The organism is Methyloprofundus sedimenti (assembly GCF_002072955.1).
GTDB classification, from domain to species: Bacteria; Pseudomonadota; Gammaproteobacteria; order Methylococcales; family Methylomonadaceae; genus Methyloprofundus; species Methyloprofundus sedimenti.
In genome coordinates this window covers 110571-137016 of sequence record NZ_LPUF01000003.1, presented here as the reverse complement: position 1 = coordinate 137016, position 26446 = coordinate 110571, and the positions used below count along the sequence as shown (strand labels likewise).

22 protein-coding genes and 3 pseudogenes are annotated in these 26446 nt (G+C 43.6%); 11 read left to right on the top strand and 14 right to left on the bottom strand.

From position 1 onward, the window contains the following. Positions 1–202: 202 nt before the first annotated feature. The 4 genes from AU255_RS15495 to AU255_RS15480 all read right to left on the bottom strand — a co-directional run bounded on the left by AU255_RS15495 (position 203) and on the right by AU255_RS15480 (position 2937). Positions 203–391 carry a recombinase family protein gene (locus tag AU255_RS15495; RefSeq protein WP_143735996.1) on the bottom strand — a complete coding sequence of 63 codons (189 nt, stop codon included), beginning with the start codon at positions 389–391 and terminating at the stop codon, positions 203–205. A 68-nt stretch (positions 392–459) separates the two neighbouring features. Continuing rightward, the gene (locus AU255_RS15490; protein ID WP_080523832.1) at positions 460–1236 is read right to left on the bottom strand and encodes a ferredoxin--NADP reductase; all 777 of its coding nucleotides are present in this window, start codon (positions 1234–1236) and stop codon (positions 460–462) included. A 16-nt stretch (positions 1237–1252) separates the two neighbouring features. Then, positions 1253–2188, bottom strand: a complete 936-nt coding sequence (locus AU255_RS15485) for an electron transfer flavoprotein subunit alpha/FixB family protein (RefSeq protein WP_080523831.1) — start codon at positions 2186–2188, stop codon at positions 1253–1255. Continuing rightward, a complete protein-coding gene (locus tag AU255_RS15480; RefSeq protein WP_080523830.1) occupies positions 2185–2937 on the bottom strand; it encodes an electron transfer flavoprotein subunit beta/FixA family protein in 753 nt (250 codons plus the stop codon). The genes AU255_RS15485 and AU255_RS15480 overlap by 4 nt, the downstream gene beginning before the upstream one ends. 116 nt (positions 2938–3053) lie before the next feature. On the opposite strand from AU255_RS15480, the gene AU255_RS15475 reads away from it, so the two are divergent. The 3 genes and pseudogenes from AU255_RS15475 to AU255_RS21560 form a co-directional block, all read left to right on the top strand. Beyond that, a complete protein-coding gene (locus AU255_RS15475; RefSeq protein ID WP_080523829.1) occupies positions 3054–3992 on the top strand; it encodes a LysR family transcriptional regulator in 939 nt (312 codons plus the stop codon). 1 nt (position 3993) lies between these two features. Next, positions 3994–5643: an electron transfer flavoprotein-ubiquinone oxidoreductase gene (locus AU255_RS15470; RefSeq protein ID WP_080523828.1), complete on the top strand. Its 1650-nt coding sequence runs from the start codon at positions 3994–3996 to the stop codon at positions 5641–5643. A 21-nt stretch (positions 5644–5664) separates the two neighbouring features. Beyond that, positions 5665–5902 (top strand): annotated as a pseudogene (locus AU255_RS21560) (IS701 family transposase); the annotation flags it as partial. A gap of 301 nt (positions 5903–6203) precedes the next feature. Here the strand turns inward: AU255_RS21560 and AU255_RS19900 are convergent. The 3 genes and pseudogenes from AU255_RS19900 to AU255_RS15445 all read right to left on the bottom strand — a co-directional run bounded on the left by AU255_RS19900 (position 6204) and on the right by AU255_RS15445 (position 10295). Then, positions 6204–8399, bottom strand: coding sequence for a mechanosensitive ion channel family protein (locus AU255_RS19900; protein ID WP_158083152.1), 2196 nt, complete (start codon positions 8397–8399; stop codon positions 6204–6206). After that, positions 8399–9324, bottom strand: a pseudogene (corA, locus tag AU255_RS20905) (magnesium/cobalt transporter CorA). The gene AU255_RS19900 and the pseudogene corA overlap by 1 nt, the downstream one beginning before the upstream one ends. Positions 9325–9959: 635 nt before the next feature. Continuing rightward, positions 9960–10295 carry a cold-shock protein gene (locus AU255_RS15445; RefSeq protein ID WP_080523824.1) on the bottom strand — a complete coding sequence of 112 codons (336 nt, stop codon included), beginning with the start codon at positions 10293–10295 and terminating at the stop codon, positions 9960–9962. 167 nt (positions 10296–10462) lie between these two features. On the opposite strand from AU255_RS15445, the gene murI reads away from it, so the two are divergent. Further along, complete coding sequence (gene murI, locus AU255_RS15440; RefSeq protein ID WP_080524175.1) at positions 10463–11287, top strand: glutamate racemase; 825 nt, start codon at positions 10463–10465, stop codon at positions 11285–11287. A 401-nt stretch (positions 11288–11688) separates the two neighbouring features. On the opposite strand, the gene AU255_RS15435 is transcribed toward murI, so the two are convergent. From AU255_RS15435 to AU255_RS15415, 5 genes and pseudogenes are all read right to left on the bottom strand, one after another. Next, a complete protein-coding gene (locus tag AU255_RS15435; protein WP_080523823.1) occupies positions 11689–13977 on the bottom strand; it encodes an FUSC family protein in 2289 nt (762 codons plus the stop codon). Next, complete coding sequence (locus tag AU255_RS15430) at positions 13974–15161, bottom strand: HlyD family efflux transporter periplasmic adaptor subunit (protein ID WP_080523822.1); 1188 nt, start codon at positions 15159–15161, stop codon at positions 13974–13976. Before AU255_RS15430 ends, AU255_RS15435 begins: the two co-directional genes overlap by 4 nt. A gap of 18 nt (positions 15162–15179) precedes the next feature. After that, positions 15180–15449 carry a YtcA family lipoprotein gene (locus tag AU255_RS15425; RefSeq protein ID WP_080523821.1) on the bottom strand — a complete coding sequence of 90 codons (270 nt, stop codon included), beginning with the start codon at positions 15447–15449 and terminating at the stop codon, positions 15180–15182. Between the two features lie 522 nt (positions 15450–15971). Continuing rightward, positions 15972–17363, bottom strand: a pseudogene (locus AU255_RS15420) (TolC family protein). Positions 17364–17815: 452 nt separating this feature from the next. Continuing rightward, the gene (locus AU255_RS15415) at positions 17816–18283 is read right to left on the bottom strand and encodes a MarR family winged helix-turn-helix transcriptional regulator (protein ID WP_080523820.1); all 468 of its coding nucleotides are present in this window, start codon (positions 18281–18283) and stop codon (positions 17816–17818) included. 460 nt (positions 18284–18743) lie between these two features. On the opposite strand from AU255_RS15415, the gene AU255_RS15410 reads away from it, so the two are divergent. Next, complete coding sequence (locus AU255_RS15410) at positions 18744–19064, top strand: hypothetical protein (RefSeq protein WP_080523819.1); 321 nt, start codon at positions 18744–18746, stop codon at positions 19062–19064. A gap of 23 nt (positions 19065–19087) precedes the next feature. Here AU255_RS15410 and AU255_RS15405 read toward each other — a convergent pair. Then, a protein-coding gene (locus AU255_RS15405) for an IS3 family transposase (protein ID WP_143735993.1) occupies positions 19088–20229 on the bottom strand; the annotation gives its coding sequence in 2 pieces (ribosomal slippage) (positions 19088–19974 and positions 19974–20229; 1143 coding nt in all). Positions 20230–20586: 357 nt separating this feature from the next. Beyond that, positions 20587–21438 carry a class I SAM-dependent methyltransferase gene (locus tag AU255_RS15400; protein WP_080523818.1) on the bottom strand — a complete coding sequence of 284 codons (852 nt, stop codon included), beginning with the start codon at positions 21436–21438 and terminating at the stop codon, positions 20587–20589. Positions 21439–21922: 484 nt separating this feature from the next. On the opposite strand from AU255_RS15400, the gene AU255_RS15395 reads away from it, so the two are divergent. From AU255_RS15395 to AU255_RS15370, 6 genes are all read left to right on the top strand, one after another. Then, positions 21923–22504, top strand: a complete 582-nt coding sequence (locus AU255_RS15395; RefSeq protein ID WP_080523817.1) for a TetR/AcrR family transcriptional regulator — start codon at positions 21923–21925, stop codon at positions 22502–22504. 123 nt (positions 22505–22627) lie between these two features. Beyond that, positions 22628–23194 (top strand): carboxymuconolactone decarboxylase family protein, encoded by a 567-nt coding sequence (locus AU255_RS15390; RefSeq protein ID WP_080523816.1) that lies wholly within the window; start codon positions 22628–22630, stop codon positions 23192–23194. Between the two features lie 207 nt (positions 23195–23401). Further along, the gene (locus AU255_RS15385; protein WP_080523815.1) at positions 23402–24187 is read left to right on the top strand and encodes an ATP-binding protein; all 786 of its coding nucleotides are present in this window, start codon (positions 23402–23404) and stop codon (positions 24185–24187) included. A gap of 103 nt (positions 24188–24290) precedes the next feature. After that, positions 24291–24485, top strand: a complete 195-nt coding sequence (locus AU255_RS21460; protein WP_080523814.1) for a hypothetical protein — start codon at positions 24291–24293, stop codon at positions 24483–24485. A 6-nt stretch (positions 24486–24491) separates the two neighbouring features. Continuing rightward, positions 24492–24812: a transposase gene (locus tag AU255_RS21455; protein ID WP_080523813.1), complete on the top strand. Its 321-nt coding sequence runs from the start codon at positions 24492–24494 to the stop codon at positions 24810–24812. A 176-nt stretch (positions 24813–24988) separates the two neighbouring features. Next, complete coding sequence (locus AU255_RS15370; protein ID WP_080523812.1) at positions 24989–26377, top strand: IS4 family transposase; 1389 nt, start codon at positions 24989–24991, stop codon at positions 26375–26377. The last annotated feature ends 69 nt before the right edge of the window (positions 26378–26446 follow it).

Sequence of the window (26446 nt, the reverse complement as noted above, 5' to 3'; positions counted from 1 at the left end):
GGGGGATCATTTATAAGTATTTAAGTAAATAATTAAAGCATTGTTTATGCCGCATTTTAGAGTCGTTTGATTGCGCTAAGAAAAAAGCAATACAGAGGTGCAGGAGAGTTAAATGTATAAATGGGATCGGGGTAAACTTAAATTATTTATTTGCTGTCATCCTGCGCTCAGTCAATCTCTCAATTTTCGCTGTAAATCTACATTATCGCTCTTCTTTGTTAAGTGAACTCACCTCTAATTTCTGGACTAGGATCACATCACCTTCTTTGATTTTGATGCGTAATAGATTTAATCCTTTTCTATCCACATGGCTCCCGGATATTTTATCGAAAAAATCGGTTTTCCTGGGCGCTATCCTACGTTTCCGTACTATTGGACGATCAAATCCCATAAAGCTGCTGACTGATATTGCATGGAAGGACCTGACAGGGGGTAGGCTAAATGGGTGCCCCTTTTTTCTTACTTTTCAACAAAAGCACGCTCAATGACATAATCACCGGGATCACCTATGCGAGGCGATACCATAAAGCCTCTGGAGTTAAGCAAGTCTTCCGTATCTTTTAGCATTTGCGGGCTACCACAGATCATAACGCGATCCTCTATAGGATTGAGCGCAGGTAAATTGATATCCTCAGACAACTTACCCGAGTTAATAAGGTCGGTAAGACGACCTTGATTGAGGAATGGCTCACGGGTTACCGTGGGGTAGTAAATCAGCTTTTGGCGCACATCTTCACCAAAAAATTCATTATTCGGTAGCTCGTTTTGAATAAAATCAGCGTAAGCCAATTCGCTTACATAACGCACACCGTGAATTAACACCACTTTTTCGAATTTATCGTACACTTCGATGTCTTGAATCAAGCTCATAAACGGCGCTAAACCTGTGCCGGTAGAGAGGAGGTATAGGTTTTTCGCCGGCTTTAAATCATCAATCACCAAAGTGCCTGTTGGTTTACGGCTGACCAATAGGTCATCGCCTACTTTTAAGTGCTGTAGACGTGAGGTCAACGGGCCATTGGGCACTTTAATACTGAAAAACTCCAGGTGTTCTTCGTAGCTAGAGCTGGCAATGCTGTAAGCTCTTGTGAGTGGTCGGCCATCGACTTCTAGCCCTATCATCACGAACTGGCCATTTTCAAAACGTAAGCCAGGCGCACGTGTGGTTGTAAAACTAAACAGGGTATCGTTCCAGTGATGTATGCTAAGTACGGTTTCGGTAGAATATTTGCTCATATCTTTGATCTATTAATTATTGAATTGCCGCAGTGATAGCGGGAATAGTGTCAAACAGATCGCCAACGAGGCCATAGTCTGCGATTTGAAAAATGGGTGCGTCAGGATCTTGATTAATAGCAACGACAATGCGGCTATCTTTCATGCCGTAGGTGTGTTGCACTGCGCCAGAAATACCCACGGCAATATAAAGATCAGGTGCTACGACGATGCCTGTTTGCCCGACTTGCAGTTCATTAGCCGCATAGCCTGCATCTACTGCGGCACGGGTTGCCCCTATAGCAGCGCCAAGTTTTGCGGCCAAAGGAGCGAGTACTTGTTCAAAGTTCTCAGCGCTACCGAGAGATCTGCCACCTGATACCACGACTTTAGCTGAACTTAAAGCGGGGCGATCTGATTGGGTCTGCTTAGTAGAAATCCAGCGCGTTTGTGTAAAAGGTGCTGGCACATCAATGGCGCTGATGTCAGCACTTCCGCCTTGAGTGGTTGCAGCAATAAAATGGCTGCTATGAACGGTCAGTACCTGCAGTGCATCCTGGCTTTGAATATGGGTCAGTATGTTGCCAGCATAAATCGAACGTACATAGCAATTCTCGGCTTGAATTTCCAATACATCTGAAATCATCGCGACATCAAGTAGAGCCGCTGCACGCGGCAAAGTATTGCGGCTAAATGAGGTATGCGCGGCCAAAATCACGCTATATTCAGAACTGATGCTGACCAGTAGATTAGCAATATCTTCGGCCAATGGATTTTCTAAGTGCGCTGCCTCGGCTTTGATTACCTTGGTGACGCCGCTAACTGTGGCCAGACTGGACGCAATAGTGTCCAGCGCACTACCGACAAGCAATACATGCACTGGTGCTTGCCAAAACTGTGCGGCAGTAATCGCTTGCAGGCTAGAAGGGTTTAATTGTTGGCCATCGTGTTCGGCTAATACAAGTATATTCATAGTGTAACTCCTTCATGATCGAGCAATTTCTGGAACAATTCATCAACACTGGAAACCATCACGCCTGCTTTTCTCGGAGCAGGTTCGGCGACCTTAAGCAGCTTAAGCCGTGACTCAATGTCTACTCCTAAGTCAGCAACCGGAATCGTGGTGATTGTTTTTTTGCGCGCCATCATTAAGTTTGGCAACTTGACAAATCGCGGATCATTAAGACGCAAATCAGCGGTGATGACTGCGGGCAAACTCAATGCGAGGGTTTCAGTGCCGCCGTCGACTTCACGTGTCACTAGCAATTCGTTATTTTCTAGTTGCAGGCTAGAGGCAAAAGTTGCTTGTGGGTAGTTTAATAGCGCCGCTAACATTTGCCCTGCCTGCCCGGCATCATCATCAATCGCTTGTTTTCCAAGAAGTATTAAATCGGGTTGTTCTTGTGCGATAACTGCTTTTAATAGCTTGGCCACCGCTAACGGTTGTAACTTACTATTGGTTTCTACCAAAAGGGCACGGTCGACACCCATGGCTAAAGCATGACGCAAAACATCTTGATTGGCACTACTGCCCAGTGATACCGCAATAATCTCGTTGGCTTGATCTTGTTCTTTAAGTTGTAAGGCTGCTTCAACGGCATTTTCATCAAAGGGATTAATGCCCATCTTGACACCATTAGTCGCTACATCAGTTCCGTCAGCATTAATGCGTATTTTTACGTTGTAATCGACCACGCGTTTGACCGCGACTAGTATTTTCATGACAGTTTCCTTTTTGCAATTTCTGTAAGTTGTATAGTAAAGTATGTCTATGTATTTGTTAAATGAATTATAATGATAATATATATCTATAAAACAGATAAGGGTGACTATTAACTATGAAATATAGCCTAAGACAATTGGAGGTTTTTGTTACTGTTAGCCGTGCGCAGAGCGTATCACGGGCAGCTGAAGAGCTCTCCTTATCGCAGTCGGCTACCAGTTCGGCACTGGGTGAATTTGAACGTCAGTTTAATTTGCAACTCTTTGACCGCATAGGTAAAACTTTGCGTATAAACGAAACCGGGCAACAACTATTACCACGGGCGGTCGAATTGTTAGATCGCGCACATGAGATTGAGGTTTTATTGCAAGGTAATGCCTGTTTCGGTCATATAAAAATAGGGGCGACTTTAACGATAGGGAATTATTTAGCGAACATATTGGTTGCTCATTTTTTACAACAACATGCTGAGAGCCGCATCCAGTTACAAGTGCATAATACCCGCACTATCGTGCAACAAATTTCCAACCATGAATTGGATCTTGGGTTGATTGAAGGCGACTGTCATCATGCCGACATAGCAGTGCAGCCATGGATTGCTGATGAGTTAGTGGTTTTTGCAGCGCCCGATCATCCTTGTACTAAACTGGAGCAAGTGAGTATGGAACAGTTATTACAGCAGTCGTGGATATTGCGCGAACAAGGCTCCGGTACTCGAGAGACTTTTGATCACGCTTTTCATAATTACCACGCGCGTCTTAATATAAGGCTTGAACTAGAGCATACTGAGGCAATCAAACGCGCAGTGGAATCAGGCCTGGGTATAAGCTGTATCTCGCGCTTAGCATTGAAAGATGCTTTTCAGCGGGGTAGTTTGGTGCCGCTAGCGACACCACAACTGGATTTGAGTCGCTTTTTTTATATACTTTGGCATAAGCAGAAATACCAAACTACAGGCATGCGCGAGTTTATTAGCCTTTGCCAAAAAATCAGTGCTGGTGTAACGCGCAGTGATTTAATTAACCTGACAGAATTTTTTAAAGGACAAGCATAAAATGAAACGTGACGTAATGCATTACGATATTTTGATTGTCGGAGCCGGTCCTGCGGGACTGTCTGCGGCTATACGAGTAAAACAGTTGGCGTTAGAAAGCGGCAGAGAAGTCAGCGTCTGTGTCTTGGAGAAAGGTGCGGCAGTCGGTGCGCATATTGTCTCTGGTGCAGTGTTTGATCCCATTGCACTGCAAGAACTCATTCCTGACTGGCAAGCATTAGGTGCGCCACTGAAGACAAAAGTGAGTCAAGATCAATTGACTGTGCTGGGTAAAAATCAGGCTTGGGTGATTCCCCACTGGCTATTACCGCCATTGATGAGCAATACGGATAATTACATCATTAGCTTAGGTGAGCTCTGCCAATGGTTGGTTGAACAGGCAGAAGCATTAGGCGTGGAAATTTACCCTGGATTTGCCGCGCAACAAGGTTTGTATAATGAGCAGCAACAGCTGGTTGGTGTGATTACCGGCGATATGGGACGGGATGCCAAAGGAGAGCTAGGTCCGCAATTCACTGCCGGTATTGAAATCAGAGCTGAATATACACTGATTGCCGAAGGCGCTCGCGGCTCGTTGACTCGTGAATTAGAGCAATATTTTGATTTGCGAAAAACGTCATCCGCTGAAAAATATGGTCTGGGATTTAAAGAAATCTGGCAGATTCCTGCCGAGCAACATCAGCCAGGATTAGTGCAACATAGTTTGGGTTGGCCGCTTAGTGCAGATACTGGCGGCGGGTCTTTTGTCTATCACTATGGTGAGCAACTGGTGGCTGTAGGGTTTGTGGTGCATTTAGATTATGCCAACCCTCACTTGTCACCGTTTGATGAATTTCAGCGTTTTAAAACCCATGACACTATGCAGGCTTTGTTGCAAGGAGGTAACCGCCTAAGCTACGGCGCACGAGCGATTAATGAAGGCGGTATACAAGCCTGGCCGGAGTTGATTTTCCCCGGCGGGGCTTTTATTGGCTGTAGTGCAGGCATGGTTAATGTGCCTCGCATCAAAGGCAGCCACAACGCCATGAAATCCGGTATGCTGGCTGCAGAGGCGGCGTTTTTTGCGTTGGGTCAGCCTGTCGCACAAAGGCTATTGCATGACTATCCAAGTGCATTACGCACATCATGGCTGTGGCATGATTTAGACACGGTACGCAATATCAAGCCCATGCTATCAAAGTTTGGAACCTGGGGCGGCTCATTACTGGGTGGCATAGAGATGTGGTTAGCCGCCTTTAAGATACGCCTGCCATGGACTTTGCAGCATCAGTTGGCCGATCATGCATGTACACACATGGCTAAGGATATGCCAAAAATTGATTACCCCAAGCCTGATGGTGTGTACAGTTTTGATAAACTGAATTCAATTAGTCTCAGTAATATTGCCCATGAAGCGAATCAACCTTGTCATTTGCAGTTATTGGATCCTACTGTCCCAATACGGGTTAATCTGGCATTGTATGACGCACCGGAACAGCGCTATTGTCCAGCCGGTGTTTATGAAATTATACAGGTGGATGGAACGCCTGCATTGCAAATCAATGCGCAAAATTGCATACATTGCAAAACTTGCGATATCAAAGATATGACGCAGAATATTGTATGGGTACCCGCTGAAGGTGGCAGTGGACCGTCTTATACCCGCATGTAGTTATGCCATTCACAATCAATATTGACTTTTGATGCTACGATTCAAGAAGAAATGGACAGATGAAACTGAAATTATATGCTGGCACTTTGATCACTGCAAAGGCCTTACAGTCAAAGGTATCAACTTATTGAATGCGCTTTGCTTTAATGACGATATTTCAATTCCTGTAGCTTTTGAAATCGTTCGGAAGCCTACTCAGTATGGTGATATTGCCACACGGAAGATAAAACGCTCCAGTACATTTTGTAGTGATGATATAGACGCCTCTTACTTCAACGATGTCCTTATAATGCAACGAATTAAGTAAACAGGAAAGAGGAATCTAAGATGAATACTAGCGTGATTGGTTTAGATAGCGCAAAAAATATATTCCATTTTTACAGCATAAAAGGTAATGAGAAAGTTCTCAAATGAAATTAAAGCGTATAAATGGGGTCATGGTAAATTTAAATTATTTTTCCGCCAACCATTGGTCTCTCCGTTTATTTGCTGTCATCCTGGGCTCAGGCAATTTCTCAATTTCCGCTGTAAACCATACTGATCCCAGTTATTCTGCTCAGTTATTCTGAAGGAGCGTCTGTATTATTTGGCGTACTATTGCCAAACACAGAACGTATGTGTAAGTCCCTTTGTGGAAAAGGAATTTCGATACCATAGTCACTTAAACTGGTTTCAATTTCCCACATATAAGCCGCATGAACCGTTCCTGGCTTTCTGACTGCTTCCTGGTTAATCCAGACGACTAACTCAAAATCCAGACTGTTTTCGCCAAAATTAACCAGCCAGCATTGTACCATTTCACCGCGCTTTGATTGATGCGTAAAACGGACTCTACTAGCGGCTTCCAGTACTGCTTTTTTAACTAAATTTTTATCAGTGCCATAGGCAACACCAAAAGGCACATGAATACGGCGATTTACTTCACGCAACGTCCAGTTTGTCACTCGATTACTCACCAATACTGAGTTTGGCACAATCATATCCACATTATCGTTGGTATTAATCAAGGTACTGCGCACATTAATGCCTTTTACTAAGCCGGTTACCCCGGATTCTATCTCGATAAAGTCGCCCACTTTCAGCGTACCTTCAAATAATAAAATCAATCCGGATACAAAATTATTAACTATGGACTGTAAGCCAAAACCGATGCCCACACTCAGTGCCCCGGCAACTAAAGCCAAATTTGTAAAATCAAGCCCGATTGACGATAAAGCGATAATAATCCCGATCAATAAAATCAAATAATGCGCTAATCGACCCACTGTATATAGTGCCGATGCTCTGGATCCCTCCATATCTTTGCGCTCAGCAATGCGCAATAACAACCGCTGAAACATAGCGGAGACAATTGAAGCGAAGATTATGATTAAAATGACTCTGACTAAACCAAAGGCAGACACTGGAGTGTCGCCTATTTGAAACAAAGGTTCAATCCACCAGGCAATAACGTCAGTTTTTAAACTTCCTAAAACGTTACCACTCCAATTAACCATAATCCCCAGGTTACCAGACTGTTGCGCTATTCGATTTTCAATCTCCGTGATCAATATAGCTAATTTATCCCTTTCCAGTTCAAATTGTTTTAAATCTGCTAAAGCTTGCTGGGTTAGTTTAATTCGTTGCTTATAGATTTTTTTTAGTTGCTGGGAATTATTGTCCAGCGCTAAAGCCAAAATAGACGTTTGCACTTGACTCATTTCATTAGTGGTATCAGTACGCCAGGCTGCGACTTTCAGCTTCAATTGAGCACTTAACTTTATGCGTTGTTCATTGCTTTCTTGCAACACAGACATGGGTTGCCGCTTATCGTCCAGCAAAAGTATAGCCAGATCTTTTTCTGCATTTAAAGACGCTATTTTGATCATAATAATGGCGTCAGTAATCAATGCATTGGTCACTTCCTGATCATCTAAACGCGCCTGAGCCCGCTGTAAAGGATTTTTACCCAATAGCCCGATAGTTTCAGACTGCTCCTGACTCAGGTGGATTTTAATTTGCGACTGTTGTATGGCTAACTGCTGTAATGCTTGTTCTATGGTTTGTAAAGCACTCTGGTCAGCAAATAATCGAACGGTAATCACTTCGCTGAATGCAAGCAGTCTATTTAACTGTATGCGCTGTGCTGCAAGTGTTTGCTTATCCAGTTTTAATTGTGCCTCTCTAACCGCATTACTACTGCGTGCCTCCATCATTTCTAAGCCAGGTAAAAGTTTTTTATCACGATTCCCTTTCTGTTCCATATAAGCCAGCAACAGATTATTAATACGTTTGGCAATTAATTTTACTTCATTGCGTTCGCGGTTAAAACGCAACGTTTGATTATCGACATCAATTTTTTCGCTTTGCAAATAAGTGGCAAACGTTAACCATTCCTCTATTGAATAACGTTCTTTAAAATTATCTGGTGCACTTTCTTTCTGATAATCAGCTTCGGCAATAGATAGTTCCTGAAGAATCTGCAAATTGCCAACAAATTTGTCAATATGATGCTGGGCTGTAGCCTGAAGTGTCTTATCAGGTATCTGTTTGATTAATTGAGTATATTTTTGCTGCGCCTCTTGACGCCGTCGTTCCAGTATCTCGCCGGTTTGCGCAAAATACCCCCACCATCCAGGACTTAAGCTCCCTGGCATGGGTAGTGTTTTTACTTCTTGCGTCGTTGTTTCGTTTGACTTAGAGGTAAAATCGTCTTCTTCAGCCAGGCAGGAGCCTGTCATACCAAGTAATAAAATCAAAATGGTGAATTTGATCATTATAGCCATTTCACTTTACGAAAAATTATCAACAAAATAACGGCTAGTAATATCATCATACTTATTAAAAAGTAGTAACCGTATTCATAATGTAATTCCGGCATATGTTCAAAATTCATCCCATAAATGCCTGCCATAAATGTTAATGGTACAAAAATCACCGTCACCACGGTCAAAATCTTCATGATATTATTCAGATGATGCGATGCCAGTGAAATATAACTATCCATTAAGTCAGTGGCGAGTTCCGAGTATAAATTAGCTAAACTACTGGCTCTTTCCAGGCGCTCATAAATATCAATAATGTCGTGTTCAAGGGATTTTTCTATGGGATAGTCAGTACTGTCTTTTAATTCACTAAATAATTGCACTTGATAGGTCAAATAACGACGCATTTTTTTAAGCGCGAACGATATTCACTTAATTCATGTAACAACGTATCTTTAGGATTCGCTTGTATTTCATCTTCCAGCTCATCCAGTCGAGGTTCTAATTTCAGTAACACATCTAAATAACGATCAACAATTAAACGCACCAATTCCAATGCCTGAGACTGCGTCCCCTGGTTCCATATTTTATTGTTGGAACTTACTTTACGCTATAAAGCATCAGTACTTAGAGACTTATTTGAGTGACGTGTAATCAAAAATCGATCGGCAACAAAAATAGCCACTTGAATGGTTCCAAAATCGATATTTTCTGAATCCGCATCCAGGCCTTTCAAGAGCAAAAATACGACATCATCAAAGCGCTCAAGCTTGGGTGGATGGCGTATTTTTTGTGCATCTTCAATCGCTAAAGGGTGTAAGCCAAATGTCTCTTCCAATAAGCGACTTTCTTTCTTTAGTGCATTATCCTGTAAATCCACCCATATTTTTAAACTTGTATTGCTTGCCCAGCGTTCAATTAGTTCAGCACCACCCATCTCAATGCTCTGTGAGATAGGGTCAAAAAGTTGTACTCTAATCATTTGCAATTAAACTCCAAAATAAAATTTCAGATCAATATGTATATAGACCCGAACCAGCTATATAAATGCGGTCAGGGTAAACTTAAATTATTTACTTACTTACTTTTTTCTTCTACCAGCTAACAGGTTTCTCTATCTATTTGCTGTCATCCTGGGTTCCGTCAATAACTCAATTTTCGCTGTAAACCGTTCATCTTTGTTATTAAACTTTAATTTTATCCTGATCCTCGTTATTTCTGACCATTTGATTTTGCCCCCTTTTATTAAAGCAAAGGCAGAAGGGAAGTATAAAGGGAGCAAACCGCCAGATACATGAATTGTTAGGGCAGGGCTTAACCAGGCAAGCGGTTGCGGATCAAATGGGTAGCTGATTACCCATAACTCTCAGCTATAATTCGCCATTCCTGCATATTTCTATCAGGAATCTAGTAGGTTAAGCATAGATTCCCGATATAAGACTTCGGGAATGACGATGTTTTTAACATACTGATATTTAGTTCTTTATTCCACTGTGGCTGAGAGTTGAGGGTAATTAGTAATGGGTATCGGGGTGACTAGTGTTTATAGGGTGTTGCAACGACGGCAATAGGTTATATAAAGTATTTAACAATATTAACAAGGATCACAATAGCAACAAATATGGCTATAAATGTAACAAATCTTTGAATACTGTTACTCTGCCTGTTAACAACAACTTGAGCAGCACTGACACCTTTAATATACCCATTTATTGCCTGAGTTCTCCCATTTTCTGAGGTGATAACTTGATAAGAAATAGCATCACCGACCTTTGGTTTACGACTTAAGCCTTTTAATTCTGATGCATGAATAAAAATATCAGGCTTGCCTTTGGCTTGCCCGATAAGACCAAAGCCTTTATCTTTATTCCATTGACGTAATTTTCCAGTATATACAGTATCGCTCATGTGATTGCCTAATTTATAAAATTTATTGGCTATTTTAACGCAAAATCCAATTAGCACTAGTAGATGTTCGCTTAGCTGGGTGCTTCGCTCTATTTCCCATAATGAAGTCCGTTGCCTGGATTAAATTCAATTATAATCTGCCTGTTGTAACTGATGCCGACCTTGCTATGAGTGAACAATCCATACTGCCTTTGCCTAACCAACCAAGCGACTATCGCCCGATAGGCGTATTCGATTCCGGTGTGGGCGGCATCAGTGTACTTAAACACATACACGCACTTTTACCGCACGAGCAATTATTTTATGTGGCCGATAGCAAATACGCACCCTACGGTAATAAAACGCCAGCAGAAATTACCGCACGCTGCTTTGCTATTGCTGATTTTTTAATTGCAAAAGATGCAAAAGCCCTGGTGGTGGCATGTAACACCGCCACTGCGGCAGCAATTGAAGCTATGCGTGCAAAATACAAACTGCCAATTTTTGGTATGGAGCCCGCTGTTAAGCCGGCTGCAGAAGCCAGTAAAAATGGCGTCATCGGCGTGCTGGCAACGGTCGGCACGCTCAAAAGTGCACAGTTTGCGGCACTGCTGGAAAGTTACGGCCGTAATGTCAAAGTCGTCACGCAAGCCTGTGTAGGCCTGGTGGAGTGTATTGAGCGTGGAGAATTAAATACCGCACATACCAAGGCTTTAATTCAGCAATACTGCGCACCATTACTGGCAGAAGGCGCAGATACCATTGTGTTAGGCTGCACGCATTACCCTTTTGTACGCGAAATGATTAACGATATTACAGGAAAAGAAATCACCCTGATAGATACCGGCGCGGCTGTTGCCAACCAGTTAAAGCGTCGCTTGAAAGCAGCGGATTTACTATTGGTTAATGAGCAGCCAGCAAGTGTGCATTTTTGGACAAATAGTACAACGGCAGATGCGAAACAGGTGATTACTCAGTTGTGGGGCGAAAGTGCAGAAGTAAACATTTTATAGGGCGTAATAGAACAGTGTAATACGCTGCATATAAATGGGGTATGCGGCCGAGCAAGGTCGGTTAATCACCAGATAGTTAACATTGAGCAGGCGGTGGAAATGCCAAATGTTTAGCACGATGGACGCAAGCCAGTTGGTCGTGTGCAGCGAGGTTTAAATAAAAGTATTATCGAAGCATAGGCTAGCTTATCGGGAGAACCCATCTACTCGACCCGCCAGTTTGATTTTTAGTCAGGCCAACTAATATTACGTAAACCGTTAATATTGGCTGTAGATTTCATTTGTCCATCAACGTGCGTGTTAACTCTTGAGGCTGCAGGACGGCCGCAACTGAGTACAAAGCTTGATGGGCGACCTTGCTGGCTTCAGGCCTGCGCTTCAGCAGAAAAAAATTGAATCCATTACTCTATGCTGTTTACTGACTTCTGACTTCTGCCATTTCCGGCAGAGACAGGATTTAGATCCTGGGCATTTTTTTGAATGTTTTCTACCAGATCCATGATTTGTTGGTCCAACATAAATCTTATTTCCCATTCCTTGGCCAAATCGGCTGGCAAGTTTGCAATACGATGGTGTTCGATGTAGCTTTGTTTCAGGCGGGCGTGAATGTCAGCAGGCTGATTCCAGGTCTTTTGTTGCTCGCCTTCCAGGGTCAGTGCAGCATACTCTAAAGCAGTTGCTAGCGACGTGTCGAAAGCATGGCTATGTTGCTGCAGTTCATCAGGAAAACTGCTGAATTGCTGGCCGCTTAACAATCGATAGCGCTTCCTGACCTGTAACAAAGCAGACAAGCTGCTGGTGTCTCTGATAACCGTTCTAAGCGCTGTTCTTTCGTGAACCTTGGCAATTAATCGAGCATCCGGTTCCAGTACTGCGTGAGCTAACAGATCGTGTCCGGCAGCCAGGTCCTTTTCCGCCGACAAACGCAATGGTAGTATGTAGTTCAGCATATAACTCAAGTCAGGTAGACGGGTAGTGAACTTGGCCAGTGAGCGCAATGCTGACACACTGTGATGTCGAGCAAGCACTACCGAACGCCGTGGCCACAGCGCATAGTCGAGTACCGCCATCACGATCAGACCGAGCAGAATCCCAATAACCCGGTCTCGCGACAAATAGAGATCAGTGACTGCACCGAAATCATGCAATACAAACAGTGCGAATGAAAAACCGAGTTGTCTGCCCATATAGGCTATGCGTTCACTACCGGCGGTAATCCATGCCGCAATGGCCCAAAATGGAGCTGTTGCGAATGCAAAACCGACGATAGTATCTAGCTGGGGTTGGAATACCATCACATAAAAATATGCGCAAACCCCACCCAGCGTTGCGCCGGACAAGCGTAATATCGATAAGCGATAGTCGGCACCAAGACTGGTTTGCGCTGCAACTAAGCAGGTGGGTATCGCTGTATTAATATCTGGCCAGTCTAGGCCCTGAACAATCAGCATGCAGAGTATGGCACCAAGAGAAAATTTAATCCCGAATTGTAGACTGTCGGCGTGCGTTGCCCAAAATTCATAGCCAAACCAAGCCGGAAACCAGTTTTCAGCTACGCTGCTATCAGTTTCTGAATCTATGCTGATATTTTGCTGTTTAGTCGCTGGCTGATGTAGCTGATGCATCAATCCGGCAATGCGTTGCAGGGCGCTCCACAGCGCTGTTAAGACCGATGGATTGCTTTGCTGAGAATAGCTGTACAGCACATCTTCAGTCAGCAACAGGGATATCTGCTCAGAAACATCACACGATTCTTCCACACCTTGCTGCAGCGTCGCACAGGCATCTTGCAAAGCCAGGTAGACATTTATTTTTTCTGAATTCATCGGTTGGGCCCGATACTCTGTTGCCAGAACCTGGTTCAACCAGATAGCAAGTTGGCGCAAGCCATCAATTTCCAGCAGCAAGGCTAAATAAGTATCATGCTGATTGCGCATGGCGGGATATATCAATTCAGCGTTTGACAGTAACGCCAGTATTTTGCCGAAGCTGCCGGCATCGGAATGCTTCGACAACACTACAGGCCTATGGCTATGGATGCCGCTGTCGGCCAAACGCGTACTAAAAATATGTTCCACTGCTGCCAGTTCTGCCGCGATACTTGCTTTTAGCTGTTTCCTGGGATCTTGTGGTTTGATGATCAGATGTACCATTGTCCATGACCCCAGCGCCAGTACGCCAATAATCGGGATATTCCACAAGGCAAGGTAGATATTTTCATCAGGCATACTTGGAGTATAAAGGACTGCCACCGAATACCACAGCGCAATGCCGGTAGGCCAGGCGATCAAACGAGCGTGAAATAGGGCGATAGTCAATATGATGAAAGAAAGTGTTAGCATCAACCAGGCATTATTGCCGGCAAACATGAGCGTAAACACTGATACCAGGGTGGTAACAATGAGATAGCCAAGCTGACGCAGTCCGAATGCCAAGGATTGACCAACATTAGCATACGCGTCATAACTTAAACAGATCAGTAATGCAATCGCCCCTAGAGGTGGAATGTGCAGCGTCTGGCTAACTAACGCAATGATCAGTGATACCACGAACAAACGTGTTGCAGCAATACGGCGTCCCGGAAAATCTGTAAGCTCAGCTTTCAGAAATTGTGCCAGGCTGGTTCCAAACCAGAATTTACTGCGGCTTTTGTGTGGCGCAGAATTTGGCTCACCGTCGCTAATATTCATTGTGTAATCTGGGGTTTTGCGGATTCTTTTTTATCGGCTGGTAAAATTTCCGAAATATCGGCAGGCTTATTCAGGACGGTGACAAAGGCGGTCATACCCATGCGCAGAGGATATTGGGAATCGCGTTCCGAAATCTCAATTCGTACAGGGAAGCGAGATGCCAGAATCACCCAGTTCAGGGTGCGCTGAACTTCTGGCAATACGCCCTGTTGCTTTATATTGTCGGGTGAGTTGGCCCAGCCAATCCCCGTCACTACACCCCGATAACGTTTTCCGGGGTAACCCACCAGAAATACCTCTGCTTCCTGCCCCGGATGTATGGATTGTAAATAAGTTTCCTTGAAGTTAGCGATAGCATACCAGTGACGGTTATCGACCAAGGCAAACAGTTGGGTGCCTGCTTTAGCATATTCGCCTTCGCGGGTGTTCAGGTTGGTGACATAGGCATCAAAAGGTGCCCGCACAAAACAGTATTCCACATCGAGTTCAGCTGCGGTAACCATCGCTTTGGCGGCTTCGATACGAGCATTGATGTCGCCGACCTGGGCAATCAGCGATATGGCTCGGCTACTATTGCGTTTGGCTTCTTCAATTGCACTACGAGCTGAGAGTTCCTTGGCTCGTGCATCTGATAATGCTGCGCGTGATGCATCATAGCGAGATCGAGCCTGCTTGAACTGATCCGAGGTGACGTACTCCTTTGCAACCAATGGTTCAATGCGCTCCAAATAGTTATGCAGATACTCGTCCTCAGCCTCAATTCTGCTGACTTCGGCGCTAGCGGCAGCACGCTGATGCTGTAGTCGTTCGATGGCTATTTCCGCAGAGCCGCTGGAGGCACGGCGCGAATCCACCTCTTTTTCCGTCAATAATAATTCAGCCTTGGCCTTGGCCAGTCTGGCCTGATAAGGACGAGGGTCGATTACATACAGCAGATCACCTTTTTTAACGTACTGATTGTCTTCGACATGAAACTCCACAATACGGCCACTCACCTCGGGAGCGCTGCCGACAATGTTGGCTCGCACCATGGCGTCGTTGGTGCGAGGGTTTTGATAGTTGATACGCCAGACCAGAGCGCCCGTTGCTAATGCGCCCAACACGATTAAAGTACCAATGATACGCCCTAATAGGATGCGCTGATTTAGCTTGTTAGCGTGAGCACTTATTTGACTGTTTCCCATGGTGGACGGTACCTGTGTTTACGTTGAGTAAAATAACAACCAGATGACAAATGTGCATAACGCCCATAAACTTGGAGCAATCAACAGTGGCGACCCCATATAGGGCGCTAACCGGTATCGCACTAATTGCCACATCAGCACCATACTGACTGCGAGTCCAGCTAGAATACAAACGATCCAGGCTGGCCAGAACGAACCCTCAAGACTCAGTACCGGATCGCAAGCGGTCAAAAAAAACGTAAAAATAACCGGCATCGCCATTTTCATCATTTCTGACTTCAGCATCATAATGCGTACCTACACGAAAACAAAATAATCAAAAAATGGAAAAAAAGCATTCGATTTATCGGAACCTCTGATAATGTACAAGGCAGGTTTTTTCCTCACCTAGCGCATTGGCTTTACAGCGAGAACGAATTGCTTCTATTCCTCAAATTCGTCAACCATTACTTCGCTGTCTCCTCCATGAGCAGCGCGTATTTCTTCATACAATCTCACCAGGTTCGCTTCAAGTGTCGCCAACTTTTCGGAAGTAGGGCAGGGTCAGGCTAAACTTATGGACGTGTTAGCGGCGTAAGACAAAAACGCCTGATGGATCTTTAATAACTGACGAAATACGATTGGAAAAGTGGAGGCAGAGGACATAAGTTAAAAAAGAAAATCGTTCTAATTAGAATTTTATAATAGCAGTAAGTGTTTGTACGCTCAAGAAAAACCTAACGCTGAGTTTTGGCAGTATGCTCTTTTGCGCAACGTACTTTGTCACTACGACTGATTAGACATATCTCTGTGCAGTGTGTCTTTTGCTCACTATCGTGCAGTGCGACCAAATGCTTGATTGTCTGTCTCTTGTCCTATCTGCCCGCCAGACGTGTAAACCAGCGTTGCTGCAGATTGTAATAAGGTGGCGCGACTGTCGATTTCGGTAAATCTGGCACGAGCCAAATCCTTTTGCGCGGAGAGGAGTTCTATCACTGTGGAAAATCCGTGGAGATATGATTCTTGTGTGGCGACATAAGATTCTTCGGCCGCTCTCAATAAAGCCAAGGCAAATTCACGTTTCTCCAACGCGGTTTTGGTATCGGCATACGCTTTCCAGATATCGCGTATAATTTCCAGACGCAAGACTTCAACTTGGGCATGGGAAGATGCTTCCCGGGCTTCGGCCTCATGCACAGCGTTACTGCGTTCAAAGCCATCGAACAAGGTCCATTCCACATTCAGCATTATTGTGCCGACAAGATTATTGGACGAATAATTTTCATTGCTGGACGGCGTTGTATGAATATCTCCTCAGTATTGATTCCCTAGACTGCCTGTTAGAGATAGCTTAGGCCAGAATTCGGCTCTCGCTTTTTTTACTTCCGCTTCTCGTGCCCGCAACTCCGAAAGACGCGCCATCAGATCGGGACGTTGCTCTAAGGCCTGGTCAACAATTTTTTCAACCGATGGCTCCAGCCCTATCGGTAGCGGTAGCTTACTCAAGTCTATTAGATACAATGAATAAGAAGGCGAAATGCCTAAATTCGAAGTCAGATCAGCCAGCGTCTGAGTGACTGAACCGCGAGCATCTTGCAAATCATAGTTGGCTTTTGCCTGCTCCTGAATCGCTAATAACAAACCAGGGCGCGTCGCGAACCCTCTGGTGAGCTTCGCCTGGATTGATGCAGCATTGACGCTGGCAGCGTCAAAGGTCTGCTGCGCTGCCGTTACTTTAGCCAAAGCAGCCTGATAGGCAAAGAAACTACTAGCAACCCGATAGGCAATTTCCTGGTGTTTGCGAGTAAAGGCAAAATTGGCGGCACTCAGGCGCTGCGTACCGGCGTCGACCAACGCTTCTCGACGACCAAAATCGAACAGTGTCCATGCCAAATCCAGACTGGCACCAGAAGCATAGCCACGACTAACCAGTACGCCTTCGGGAATAGGGAAGCTGGATTTAAAATATTGTCCGAAAGCCATGGCTGTTAAAGTCGGATACCAGCGACTACGATTTATTTCCAGCCGAGCGGCAGCGGCTTTTGCCTCTTCCCAACTAACTCTTGTTTCGGGGTTAGTGAGCAAGGCCAGATCAACCAAAGCAGGCAGGTCGTAGGTTGATTGGGTATCGATTTGGCTTTCTGCCGGCAAACGGTTGGATTTGAGGGGATATTGCGTACCGTTTGTGGCCTGGTAATCATGCCAATAAACGGCAGTCGGCACTTGCGGTTCATCTATCAGAGCTACATTGGGAGGCGTGCACGCTGTTAACGTCACTATGACAGGTGCCATCAAGTATTTAATAAGCAGGGAAAAATATGACCCCCTTGATGGCAGGTGTTGGCACCAATAGCGCAGGAATTTCATTAAAGTTGAAAACATTTTCTACAAATTTCGATTATGTGTTGAAGTAAAGACGTTTGTGAAATGTCACCAGACAATAATTTTGTTGTCATCCTGGGCTCAGTCAATCACTCAATTTCCGCTGTAAATCGTTCATTACCATTCTTCTTTGTTATTAAACTATAGTTTTTACCTTAAGCCCGGTTATTACCGTTATTATTCCGTTCTCTGGTTTTTATTGATCAGTATTATGAATATTGGTGCGCCACTGCGCGCCTCATGTCTAAATTGTGCAACGCCATGTCACAAAACTCGATTCGCCACGGGGCGAATTATTCTTCATCTGAACTTTTATTGATCTCATTGCGTGCCGTGATAATGGCCTGATACAAGCGTACGAAGTCTGCTTCCAGCGCTACAATCTCTTCTGGCGCATAATTATCAAATAAGCGGGTGATATGTTGCAGATGCCTGGGAAAAGTACTTTCATACAAAGCCTGACCCGCTTGAGTCAGCTGGATAATCTGACTGCGGCCATCCTTCTTCGAGGCAGTGCGCTGTACAAGTCCTTTATCCTCCAATCGACTGACAACGCCGGTTAACGTTCCTTTGGTAATCAGAGTCTGCTCACCCAATTTTTTTGAGGACATACCTGAGGTGTTGCCTAAGGTAATGATAATGTCGTATTGCGGCAATGTCAGATCAAGCTGATGAATATGGCAAGCTGCATAAGATAAAAATGCCTGTTGTGTGCGTAATAATTCACGTAACACGGTAGGAAAAATAACAGGTTCGGTCATGCAGGCACTCCAATAAATAAGATTTTAATTAGAACTAAATAATAGCCTCAATCCGCTATAACCTCAATAGTTTAGTGTTTATTGTGCCAAGCCATACCAATAATGCTCAGTATTGTATTCATTTACGTTGATTAACGGCACGATACCGGCCATTTTATTTTTTTCGGCAACGATTGCCGATAGAGAGAGGACATGTAAGCGTTCAAAAAGGACGATCTATAAAATCATAGTTAAACAGTAAGGCTATAATATATAAGTCTTTTTTAGCTTTTTATCGTTTTAAGTAGGTTTTAAAAATAAACATCTTACAAATAATTGTCCGTGTTAGTACTAAATTAGTTCTAATCAGAACTATATGTGTTACACTTTAACCATACCTAGCGAAGAACCTGAATCGTTAAGGCATTTACACCGCGTTAGGTAGAGTGACTATTTTTTACTTATTAAGAGGTTTTATCCCATGAATACATTCCATAAAATTCTATTTACAGTTATTTTTGCTGTGACAGCATCAAGTGCTTTTGCGGTTGCTAATCCAAGCTATACAGAAGTGAGAGCCGCTATTGTTAATACTTTGGCTAAAGTCCAGGAGGCGAGAACGGCACTGGACAACGGTGCAGAGACAGAAATTGTTATCGATATGGTGACTGAGGCTCGTCAGATTCAAAAAGACATTGCTAATAATGTGTTGGATGTCAAACGTAATCGAGCTAGTAGTGTATTGAAAAATGCACGTACCGCACTTAAAAATGGTGAGTTGGAATTTGTAGTGGTCAAGTAAATTCGTACATAACGATCGGTTTTTTAAGCGGCTTCTTTCTCCGCTTGGATTGGGGTTAAATAATTGTTATAACTATGTACACGGAAACTATTGTAATACTTGATGTATTGCATAATATCTTTCTCTGCCTGTTCATAAGATGAATAAAAAGTCTTAGGCATCCATTCAGATTTAAAGCTTCTAAAACAACGCTCCATCGGTGCATTATCCCAACAGTTACCACGCCGACTCATGCTTTGCTTGATCTCATATTCCGACAATTGCTGCTGGAATACCTTACTGGTGTAATGGCACCCCTGATCAGAATGAAACATCAAGTTCTTGGGCTCTCCTCTAGCCGCATAAGCTAATTTTAACGCTCGTGTAGTCAATACTGAGTCAGGACTAGTTGAGCAAGCCCACCCCACGATACGGCGCGCATTTAAATCAATCACCAATGCTAAATATATCCAGCCTGTACCCGACCAAATATAGGTGACATCACCACACCAAACTTGATTAGCCAGTTCGGTAGAAAATTCACGGTTTAAGTGGTTATCCGCTATGTTTGATGGCTTTTCAGCCACCTTGTAACGATGTGCGCCTGGCTGTTTACTTGTCAGCTCCGCTTCTTGCATTAAACTCCGTGTTTTGAAGCGTCCAACAGATTCACCTTGCTGTTTTAATTGAGCAGAAAGGGTACGACTCCCCGCTGAACTGCGGCTCGCTTCATGTAACGCAATAACCTTGGATTTTAACCTGTCTCGCTCAGGATCTACCTTGTTTGCATGCTTACGGTGGTAGTTGTAACTACTACGACTCATCTCAAATGTTTGCAATAATTCGCATTGTTTGTATTGCTCTCTTAACTCATCAATTAGCATTAAAATTGATACACGTCCGATATTAAGAGAGCTGAAGCCTTTTTTAAAATCTCTTTCTCCCTCTTTAGTTTCTTTATCTGACTTTCCAAATCTTGAATCTTTTGCTGATCAGAAGTAATCGCTCGGCTTCCTTTTGGCGTAACACCATGACGCTCTTCTTTTAATTGAGTGACCCAACGGCGCATTGCTGTAGTTCCAACGCCCATAGCTTCGCAAGCATCATTTATGGAATATGCCTGATCTAATACCAGACTGGCCGCTTCATGTTTAAATTCTGTTGTATAACTTTTTCGTTTACTCATTGGTCTGCATCTTTGATTAAGGGGTTATTATAAACTCCTATCGTTTAGTACAGGATTATTAGACCACTACAATTGGCAAAAGCATCACTAGCGGATGCGTTAAGTCGATATGAACAAATTCAAGTGCTTTATGAGGCAGCGCATTAAGCGAAGGCCATTTCAGGAGTCGATACTTGTCCCACAGCGGAGAAGCTCGACTCCACCTGAACTCTATAAATAAGGTCAGGGTAAACTTAAATTATTTCCTTCCTTCCTTCCCCAATCATCACAGGGCTCTCCGTTTATTTGCTGTCATCCTTGGGTCCTGTCAATCTCACAATTTACACGCAGCAAAAATTGATCCGCTGCAGCTGTATGTTAAAGACTACCTTCCTTAAGATTTGGTTTTATTGCAACGATTTCGATCAGGCTAACACGCTCCTCATCAAGGTTGCGATGCAGGTTATAGGCCTTGGTCTGAATGTCGTTGCCGACTAGCAGATAGACACCCAAAACAGGCAGATTTGGCTCTCCCTCTGGTTCTTTCACATTTGCAAAAGCTTTTTGTGCGAGATCCGTCTTGTCATTCCATACTTCGATATCATAACCGACTGATGTTATCAAATGACGGAATAATTCTAACGGCACCAGGAAACTCATGGAGCTGTCTTGCGCCCACGGCACTGGAAAGTGCAGTGGTGTGTTTGTATTACCGCATACCTCATACAAAACGGCACGTCCGCCGGGCTTGAGAACACGATAAGTCTCCTTTAGCCACGTCAGTTTATCTTCGACATTCATATTCATCTGGAGTGACCAGACACCATCAAAAGAGCTGTCCCCAAAGGGTAATTCCAGTGCACTGCAGGCATGGAATGTTACCTGATCCTGCATACTGAGTAATTTCGTTAATTCCTTTGCGGCATCAATATATTCATTACTCAAATCGATACCTGTTACGCGGCATTTCGTTGCATGAGATAAACGACGTGTAGAGCCACCAATACCGCACCCCACATCCAGTATGTGCATGTCTGATGTGAATTCAGCAAGTTTAATAAGCTCTTTGGTTGCGACGTCACCACGGATATGAAACTCATCCACGGGTTGAAGATCATCGAGTGTGACTTTCGACAAATCCTTGCCAAGCTTATCAAGTCCATCAATGATCTTGCTATACAAATCATTCGGCGAGTAATAACTGTATATATGCTTAATATCTTTAGCCATGATCTTTAATTGCTTATAAATGGAGTCAGGTAAATCTAAATTTTACCCTGACCTCAGTTATTCACCCCCAGTTATTTCGGAGTAACAATGTTTTTGTTGAAACTGGGCGACGGCTGACGATTCTCTTTTGTAGCTTATTCGTCAATAAATTAGCAATTCAGGACCTGATCCTTTTCTTCTGTTCAATTGAAAGCGGCCACTTGAAATAAATGAATTGAGATTTTATGACTGGCAACCGTCAGCCAATTACGGACCGCCACATTATAGGTGCCAGTGACAGCAGTTGAGTCGATAGCTGACTGTTAGTTTAGCTATAGATGCTTGATTACAAGAGCTGGTAGCGCTTTTTATTACTGAAGACAAAGGTACATTTCTCGATATCTCGTTTAGTTTTCTCTATAATAGCACCAGTTTCGATAGTTTGTATCGTTCAGTTTAAACATGCTAAAATTGAGCTTGTTTCATACTATAGAAGATAAAAACAATGCCTTGGGAAAAATCATTCAACGAAGACGAAGCGGTCGACAAAGCGATGAAGGTGTTTTGGGAGAAAGGCTTTGAGCTCGCGTCCCTTGCCGACCTTATTGCCAGAACGGGCATCACTCGGGGTAGTCTCTATAACGCCTTTGGCGGTAAAGAGCAATTATTCATCAAGGCCCTGCTGAAATACGACAAAGAGAATCGCCGAGCGATGCTTGCGGAACTGGAAGCCATGGATGACCCCAAGCATGCCATTGCCGTACTTTTCGACGGTATCGTCAACGAAACCATCGCCGATACTGAGAAAAAAGGTTGTTTTATTATTAATACGGTCTCCGAGCTCGCGACACACGGCGAGGAAGTGAATCGAATCATTCACAACGGAATCCGCGAATTCGAAGCATTCTTTCGACGCTGCATCGAAGTGGCACAGGCACGCAACGATATTCCCAAAAATCTCGATCCTGCGGCTACCGCTAAAGCGCTGCTGGCCATGGTGGTTGCCATCCGAGTGCTCGGCCGTGGTGTATTTGACAAATCTGGCCTCACTACCATCGCCGGACAGGCTTTGCGCTTACTCGACTAAATTCCTTTCTTTAATAGTTTAAGTCAGTTGAAAAATAGTTTTGACTGATCGGTCTATACTGTGTATATTTAAACCGACTGGTTTATACCAGCCTGATTTCTGCTAACCCACTGGAGAGCTATTATGACTGAATTTACTTTACATACCGAAGACAGCGCGCCTGAAGCCAGCAAACCATTGCTTGCTCACTCGAAGAAATCATTCGGGATGTTACCGGGTCTACACGCGGTCATGGCCGAAGCGCCCGGGCTTCTGGAAGGCTACAAAACAGTTCACGATCTTTTTTTGAACTCCAGCTTTGACAAGGATGAAATTACCGTGGTCTGGCAGACGGTCAACGTAGAACATGCCTGTCACTACTGCGTTCCCGCCCATACCGGCATTGCCAAAAGCATGGGTGTTAGCGATGACATTTCGAATGCGCTACGTAATAAAACGCCGTTGCCCAATGCCCACTTGGAGGCTTTGCGCACCTTTACCCTAAGTGTGGTGCGCAACCGTGGCAATGTGGATGATAAGGTAGTGCAGGCGTTTCTGGACGCCGGCTTCAGCAAACGCCAGATTCTGGAGGTGATTCTTGGCGTCTCACAGAAAGTGATGTCGAACTACACCAACCACCTTGCCCGCACGCCGGTTGATGATGTATTCGCCAAGTATGTCTGGTCCCCGGTTGATAGCGCAGCAGCATAAACATCCATCGGCGGCCGATGACGGTCGCCGCACTACGCATAAAAGGAGACATTCCCGAAGGTAGGGGTCAGGCGTAAGAGTCATTTTTATATTTTACCTAGTAAATTTTATACAAAAAACTAACCTACTGATTATATAATCCTTTACTCATAAAGGGCGCTGCCCTTTTTTTGATAAATATGCGTTGTTTACAATACTGGAGGGTGTGTGCCTGATAACAAAAAAATAAATTGGGATCATTATATTGCCGCAATATGGCGGAGTAATCGTAAAGCGCTCAAACCAATTTCAGATGTAGACCTAATTGACTTTAACGTCTTGGTTGGCGTTGAAAAACAAATTGAAAGTGTATGTTTAAATACAGAACGATTTTTAGCAGGTAATCCGGCTAATCATTGTCTACTTTGGGGAGCAAGAGGTATGGGAAAATCCTCATTAATAAAAGGTTTGCTCAACAAATACCACCAACAAGGCTTGCGTGTTATTGAAATACCAAAAGATGATCTTGTCAATATCATAGATATTACCGACGACATTCGTGGTATTGCCAAAAAGTTTATTGTTTTCTGTGATGACCTTTCATTTGAAGACGGCGACAATAGTTATAGAGCATTAAAAACAAGCTTGGAAGGTTCTCTTGAAAAACCACCAGAAAATGTTTTGATTTATGCCACATCAAATCGCAGGCATTTCTTACCAGAAAAAATGAGTGATAATTTATTACGAACTCATATTGATGGTGAAATTCATGAGTCTGATACAGTTGAAGAGAAGCTTTCTCTAGCAGACCGTTTTGGCTTAACGATATCGTTTTATGCTGTGTCACAAGATACTTATTTAAAAATGGTTGACACTTACTTTATAGGTGTCAATGTTGATAGAGAGAGGCTACATAAACAAGCTATTTCTTTTGCAACACAAAAAGGGATTAGAAGTGGCCGAGTCGCGAAGCAATTTTATCAAGATTATGACTATTTAGTCAGCCCTGAATAACAGGACATCCAATTGAAATAAAAGGAAATAGTTTATATCAACGGTGAACAAAACGACCAGAAATGTTAAAACAGTCGCTTAATTTCTGGTCGAAAAGTTGAAAATGTTACTGTCTACCAATACAGCTCATCAAACTAATTTATTTGGTACCGACCTGATTCAGCAGTTGAATTTACTGGACCCACTACTTCAACTCGCTGCCGTGATTCCCTGGTCTGCTTTTGAACAAGAATTTGCACAATATTACACCCCTGATGTAGGCCGCCCGGCTAAACCGATTCGATTAATGGTCGGATAACAGCTACTGAAATACGATGAAAAGGTCGTGGTGCAATTCAAACGCAATTCTTACTATCAGGCCTTTTGTGGACAAACAGAATTCAGTCTTGATTTACCTTGCGATAGTACGGAACTGGTTTACTTCAGGAAGCGGATTGGAAAAGGAGGAGTTGAGAAAATCTTTCAGGTCAGTGTCGGTTTGCATGGGAACAAGGCGTTAGAGGAAATGGTTAACATTGACACCACCGTACAAGAAAAAAACATCACCTATCCAACCGATGCAAAACTGGCCATCAAAATCATCAACCGCCTGACCTTTTGCGTGTTCAAATCATTGGGCGAGTAATAGCTGTATATATGCTTAATATCTTTAGCCATGATCTTTAATTTCCTATATAAATGGAGTCAGGGGTGAATGGCACTTACTTAAGATATAAGCTACTGAAAATATTAAAAAAGGCAGGTTCGATGATAAACTGATTGCGACAAAACAACTTAGCCATCACCGAGAAACCTGCCTTAATGTTTATTAATAACAAATTTTTACGCTGCCAACAACAAAGAATAAAAAAATGTGCAGAAAAGACAGATTCGTATCAATTTTTTAACCTGCTCACCTGCCCTGAACTGCTATCAAGAATTGACACCTTATTACCTGAACATCGAGAGCGACTTTATCCGCCCACAGAAACACTTTCAATTTTTTTAGCACAAGCCTTGAGTGAAGATCGCTCCTGTCAAAAAGCGGTCAATGATGCAGCAATAAAACGTATCATTGGTGGCCTTGCACCTGTTAGTACCTCTACGGGTGGTTATTGTCGAGCAAGACAGCGTTTGCCATTAGCAATGGTTTCTGACCTAGTTTGCCAGACAGGTGAGCTCATTAACTGTCAAATCCCTGAGCAATGGCGCTGGCATGGAAGGCGTGTACATTTAATTGATGGAACCACTGTAACAATGCCCGACACCGTTGAAAATCAGGCAGTATATCCTCAGCAGAGTGGTCAAAAACCAGGACTTGGTTTTCCAATTTGTCGGTTGGTTGGCGTTATCTGCCTTTCAAGTGGGGCCGTTTTAAATGCGTCGATAGGACGGTTCAATGGAAAAGGCTCAGATGAGCAAAGTTTGCTTCGTAATATTATAGACACCTTTGATACGGGAGACCTTGTTCTTGGCGATGCTTTTTATGGTACCTATTTTTTGTTAGCTTCACTGCGTGAAAAAGGCATTGATGCCGTCTTTGAGCAAATGGGCGCGCGTAAACGGGTAACTGACTTTAGGAAAGGCAAACGAATAGGCACCAGAGATCACTTAATCGAACTAACCAAACCAAAGATCAAACCAGACTGGATGACACAAGCGCACTATGATGTTGCACCGAAAACGTTACTTATCCGTGAGTTAAGCACTCATGGCAAGATACTCATAACAACATTGCTATGCCCTAAAGAAGCATCGAAACCAGAACTCAAGGTTTTGTATAAAAAACGCTGGCAGATTGAAGTTGATTTCCGGAATATAAAAACGACGATGGGCATGGAAACGCTCAGCTGTAAAACACCCGAAATGAGTGAAAAGGAGATATGGGTCTATTTTCTGGCCTATAATCTGATTCGACTATTGATGGCTCAAACGGCTTTATTAGTCGATATATTACCACGCCAGCTTAGCTTTAAGCATACACTACAATTGTGGTTGGCATGGACTCAACAGACGGCTCTTACTGGTACAGGAGTCATTGAAGAATCATTATTTGTATTAATTGCTCAGCAGCGGGTTGGAAATCGTTCTGGTCGAATAGAGCCTCGTGCAGTAAAAAGAAGACCAAAGCCTTTTTCCTTGTTAATGAAACCTAGAGAAGAAGCAAGAGCAGTGATTAGAAAGAATGGACACCCGAAGAAAATAAAGTAACTCACTATGATTTATGTGTTTTATTCTTAAGTAAGTGCCATTCGAGTCAGGGGTAAAATTAAATTTTAC

Coding starts and splice junctions, on each gene's coding strand:
- AU255_RS15495 (WP_143735996.1), bottom strand. CDS start 391: ATGGGATTTGATCGTCCAATAGTACGGAAACGTAGGATAGCGCCCAGG.
- AU255_RS15490 (WP_080523832.1), bottom strand. CDS start 1,236: ATGAGCAAATATTCTACCGAAACCGTACTTAGCATACATCACTGGAAC.
- AU255_RS15485 (WP_080523831.1), bottom strand. CDS start 2,188: ATGAATATACTTGTATTAGCCGAACACGATGGCCAACAATTAAACCCT.
- AU255_RS15480 (WP_080523830.1), bottom strand. CDS start 2,937: ATGAAAATACTAGTCGCGGTCAAACGCGTGGTCGATTACAACGTAAAA.
- AU255_RS15475 (WP_080523829.1), top strand. CDS start 3,054: ATGAAATATAGCCTAAGACAATTGGAGGTTTTTGTTACTGTTAGCCGT.
- AU255_RS15470 (WP_080523828.1), top strand. CDS start 3,994: ATGAAACGTGACGTAATGCATTACGATATTTTGATTGTCGGAGCCGGT.
- AU255_RS19900 (WP_158083152.1), bottom strand. CDS start 8,399: ATGATCAAATTCACCATTTTGATTTTATTACTTGGTATGACAGGCTCC.
- AU255_RS15445 (WP_080523824.1), bottom strand. CDS start 10,295: ATGAGCGATACTGTATATACTGGAAAATTACGTCAATGGAATAAAGAT.
- murI (WP_080524175.1), top strand. CDS start 10,463: ATGAGTGAACAATCCATACTGCCTTTGCCTAACCAACCAAGCGACTAT.
- AU255_RS15435 (WP_080523823.1), bottom strand. CDS start 13,977: ATGAATATTAGCGACGGTGAGCCAAATTCTGCGCCACACAAAAGCCGC.
- AU255_RS15430 (WP_080523822.1), bottom strand. CDS start 15,161: ATGGGAAACAGTCAAATAAGTGCTCACGCTAACAAGCTAAATCAGCGC.
- AU255_RS15425 (WP_080523821.1), bottom strand. CDS start 15,449: ATGATGCTGAAGTCAGAAATGATGAAAATGGCGATGCCGGTTATTTTT.
- AU255_RS15415 (WP_080523820.1), bottom strand. CDS start 18,283: ATGACCGAACCTGTTATTTTTCCTACCGTGTTACGTGAATTATTACGC.
- AU255_RS15410 (WP_080523819.1), top strand. CDS start 18,744: ATGAATACATTCCATAAAATTCTATTTACAGTTATTTTTGCTGTGACA.
- AU255_RS15400 (WP_080523818.1), bottom strand. CDS start 21,438: ATGGCTAAAGATATTAAGCATATATACAGTTATTACTCGCCGAATGAT.
- AU255_RS15395 (WP_080523817.1), top strand. CDS start 21,923: ATGCCTTGGGAAAAATCATTCAACGAAGACGAAGCGGTCGACAAAGCG.
- AU255_RS15390 (WP_080523816.1), top strand. CDS start 22,628: ATGACTGAATTTACTTTACATACCGAAGACAGCGCGCCTGAAGCCAGC.
- AU255_RS21460 (WP_080523814.1), top strand. CDS start 24,291: ATGTTACTGTCTACCAATACAGCTCATCAAACTAATTTATTTGGTACC.
- AU255_RS15370 (WP_080523812.1), top strand. CDS start 24,989: ATGTTTATTAATAACAAATTTTTACGCTGCCAACAACAAAGAATAAAA.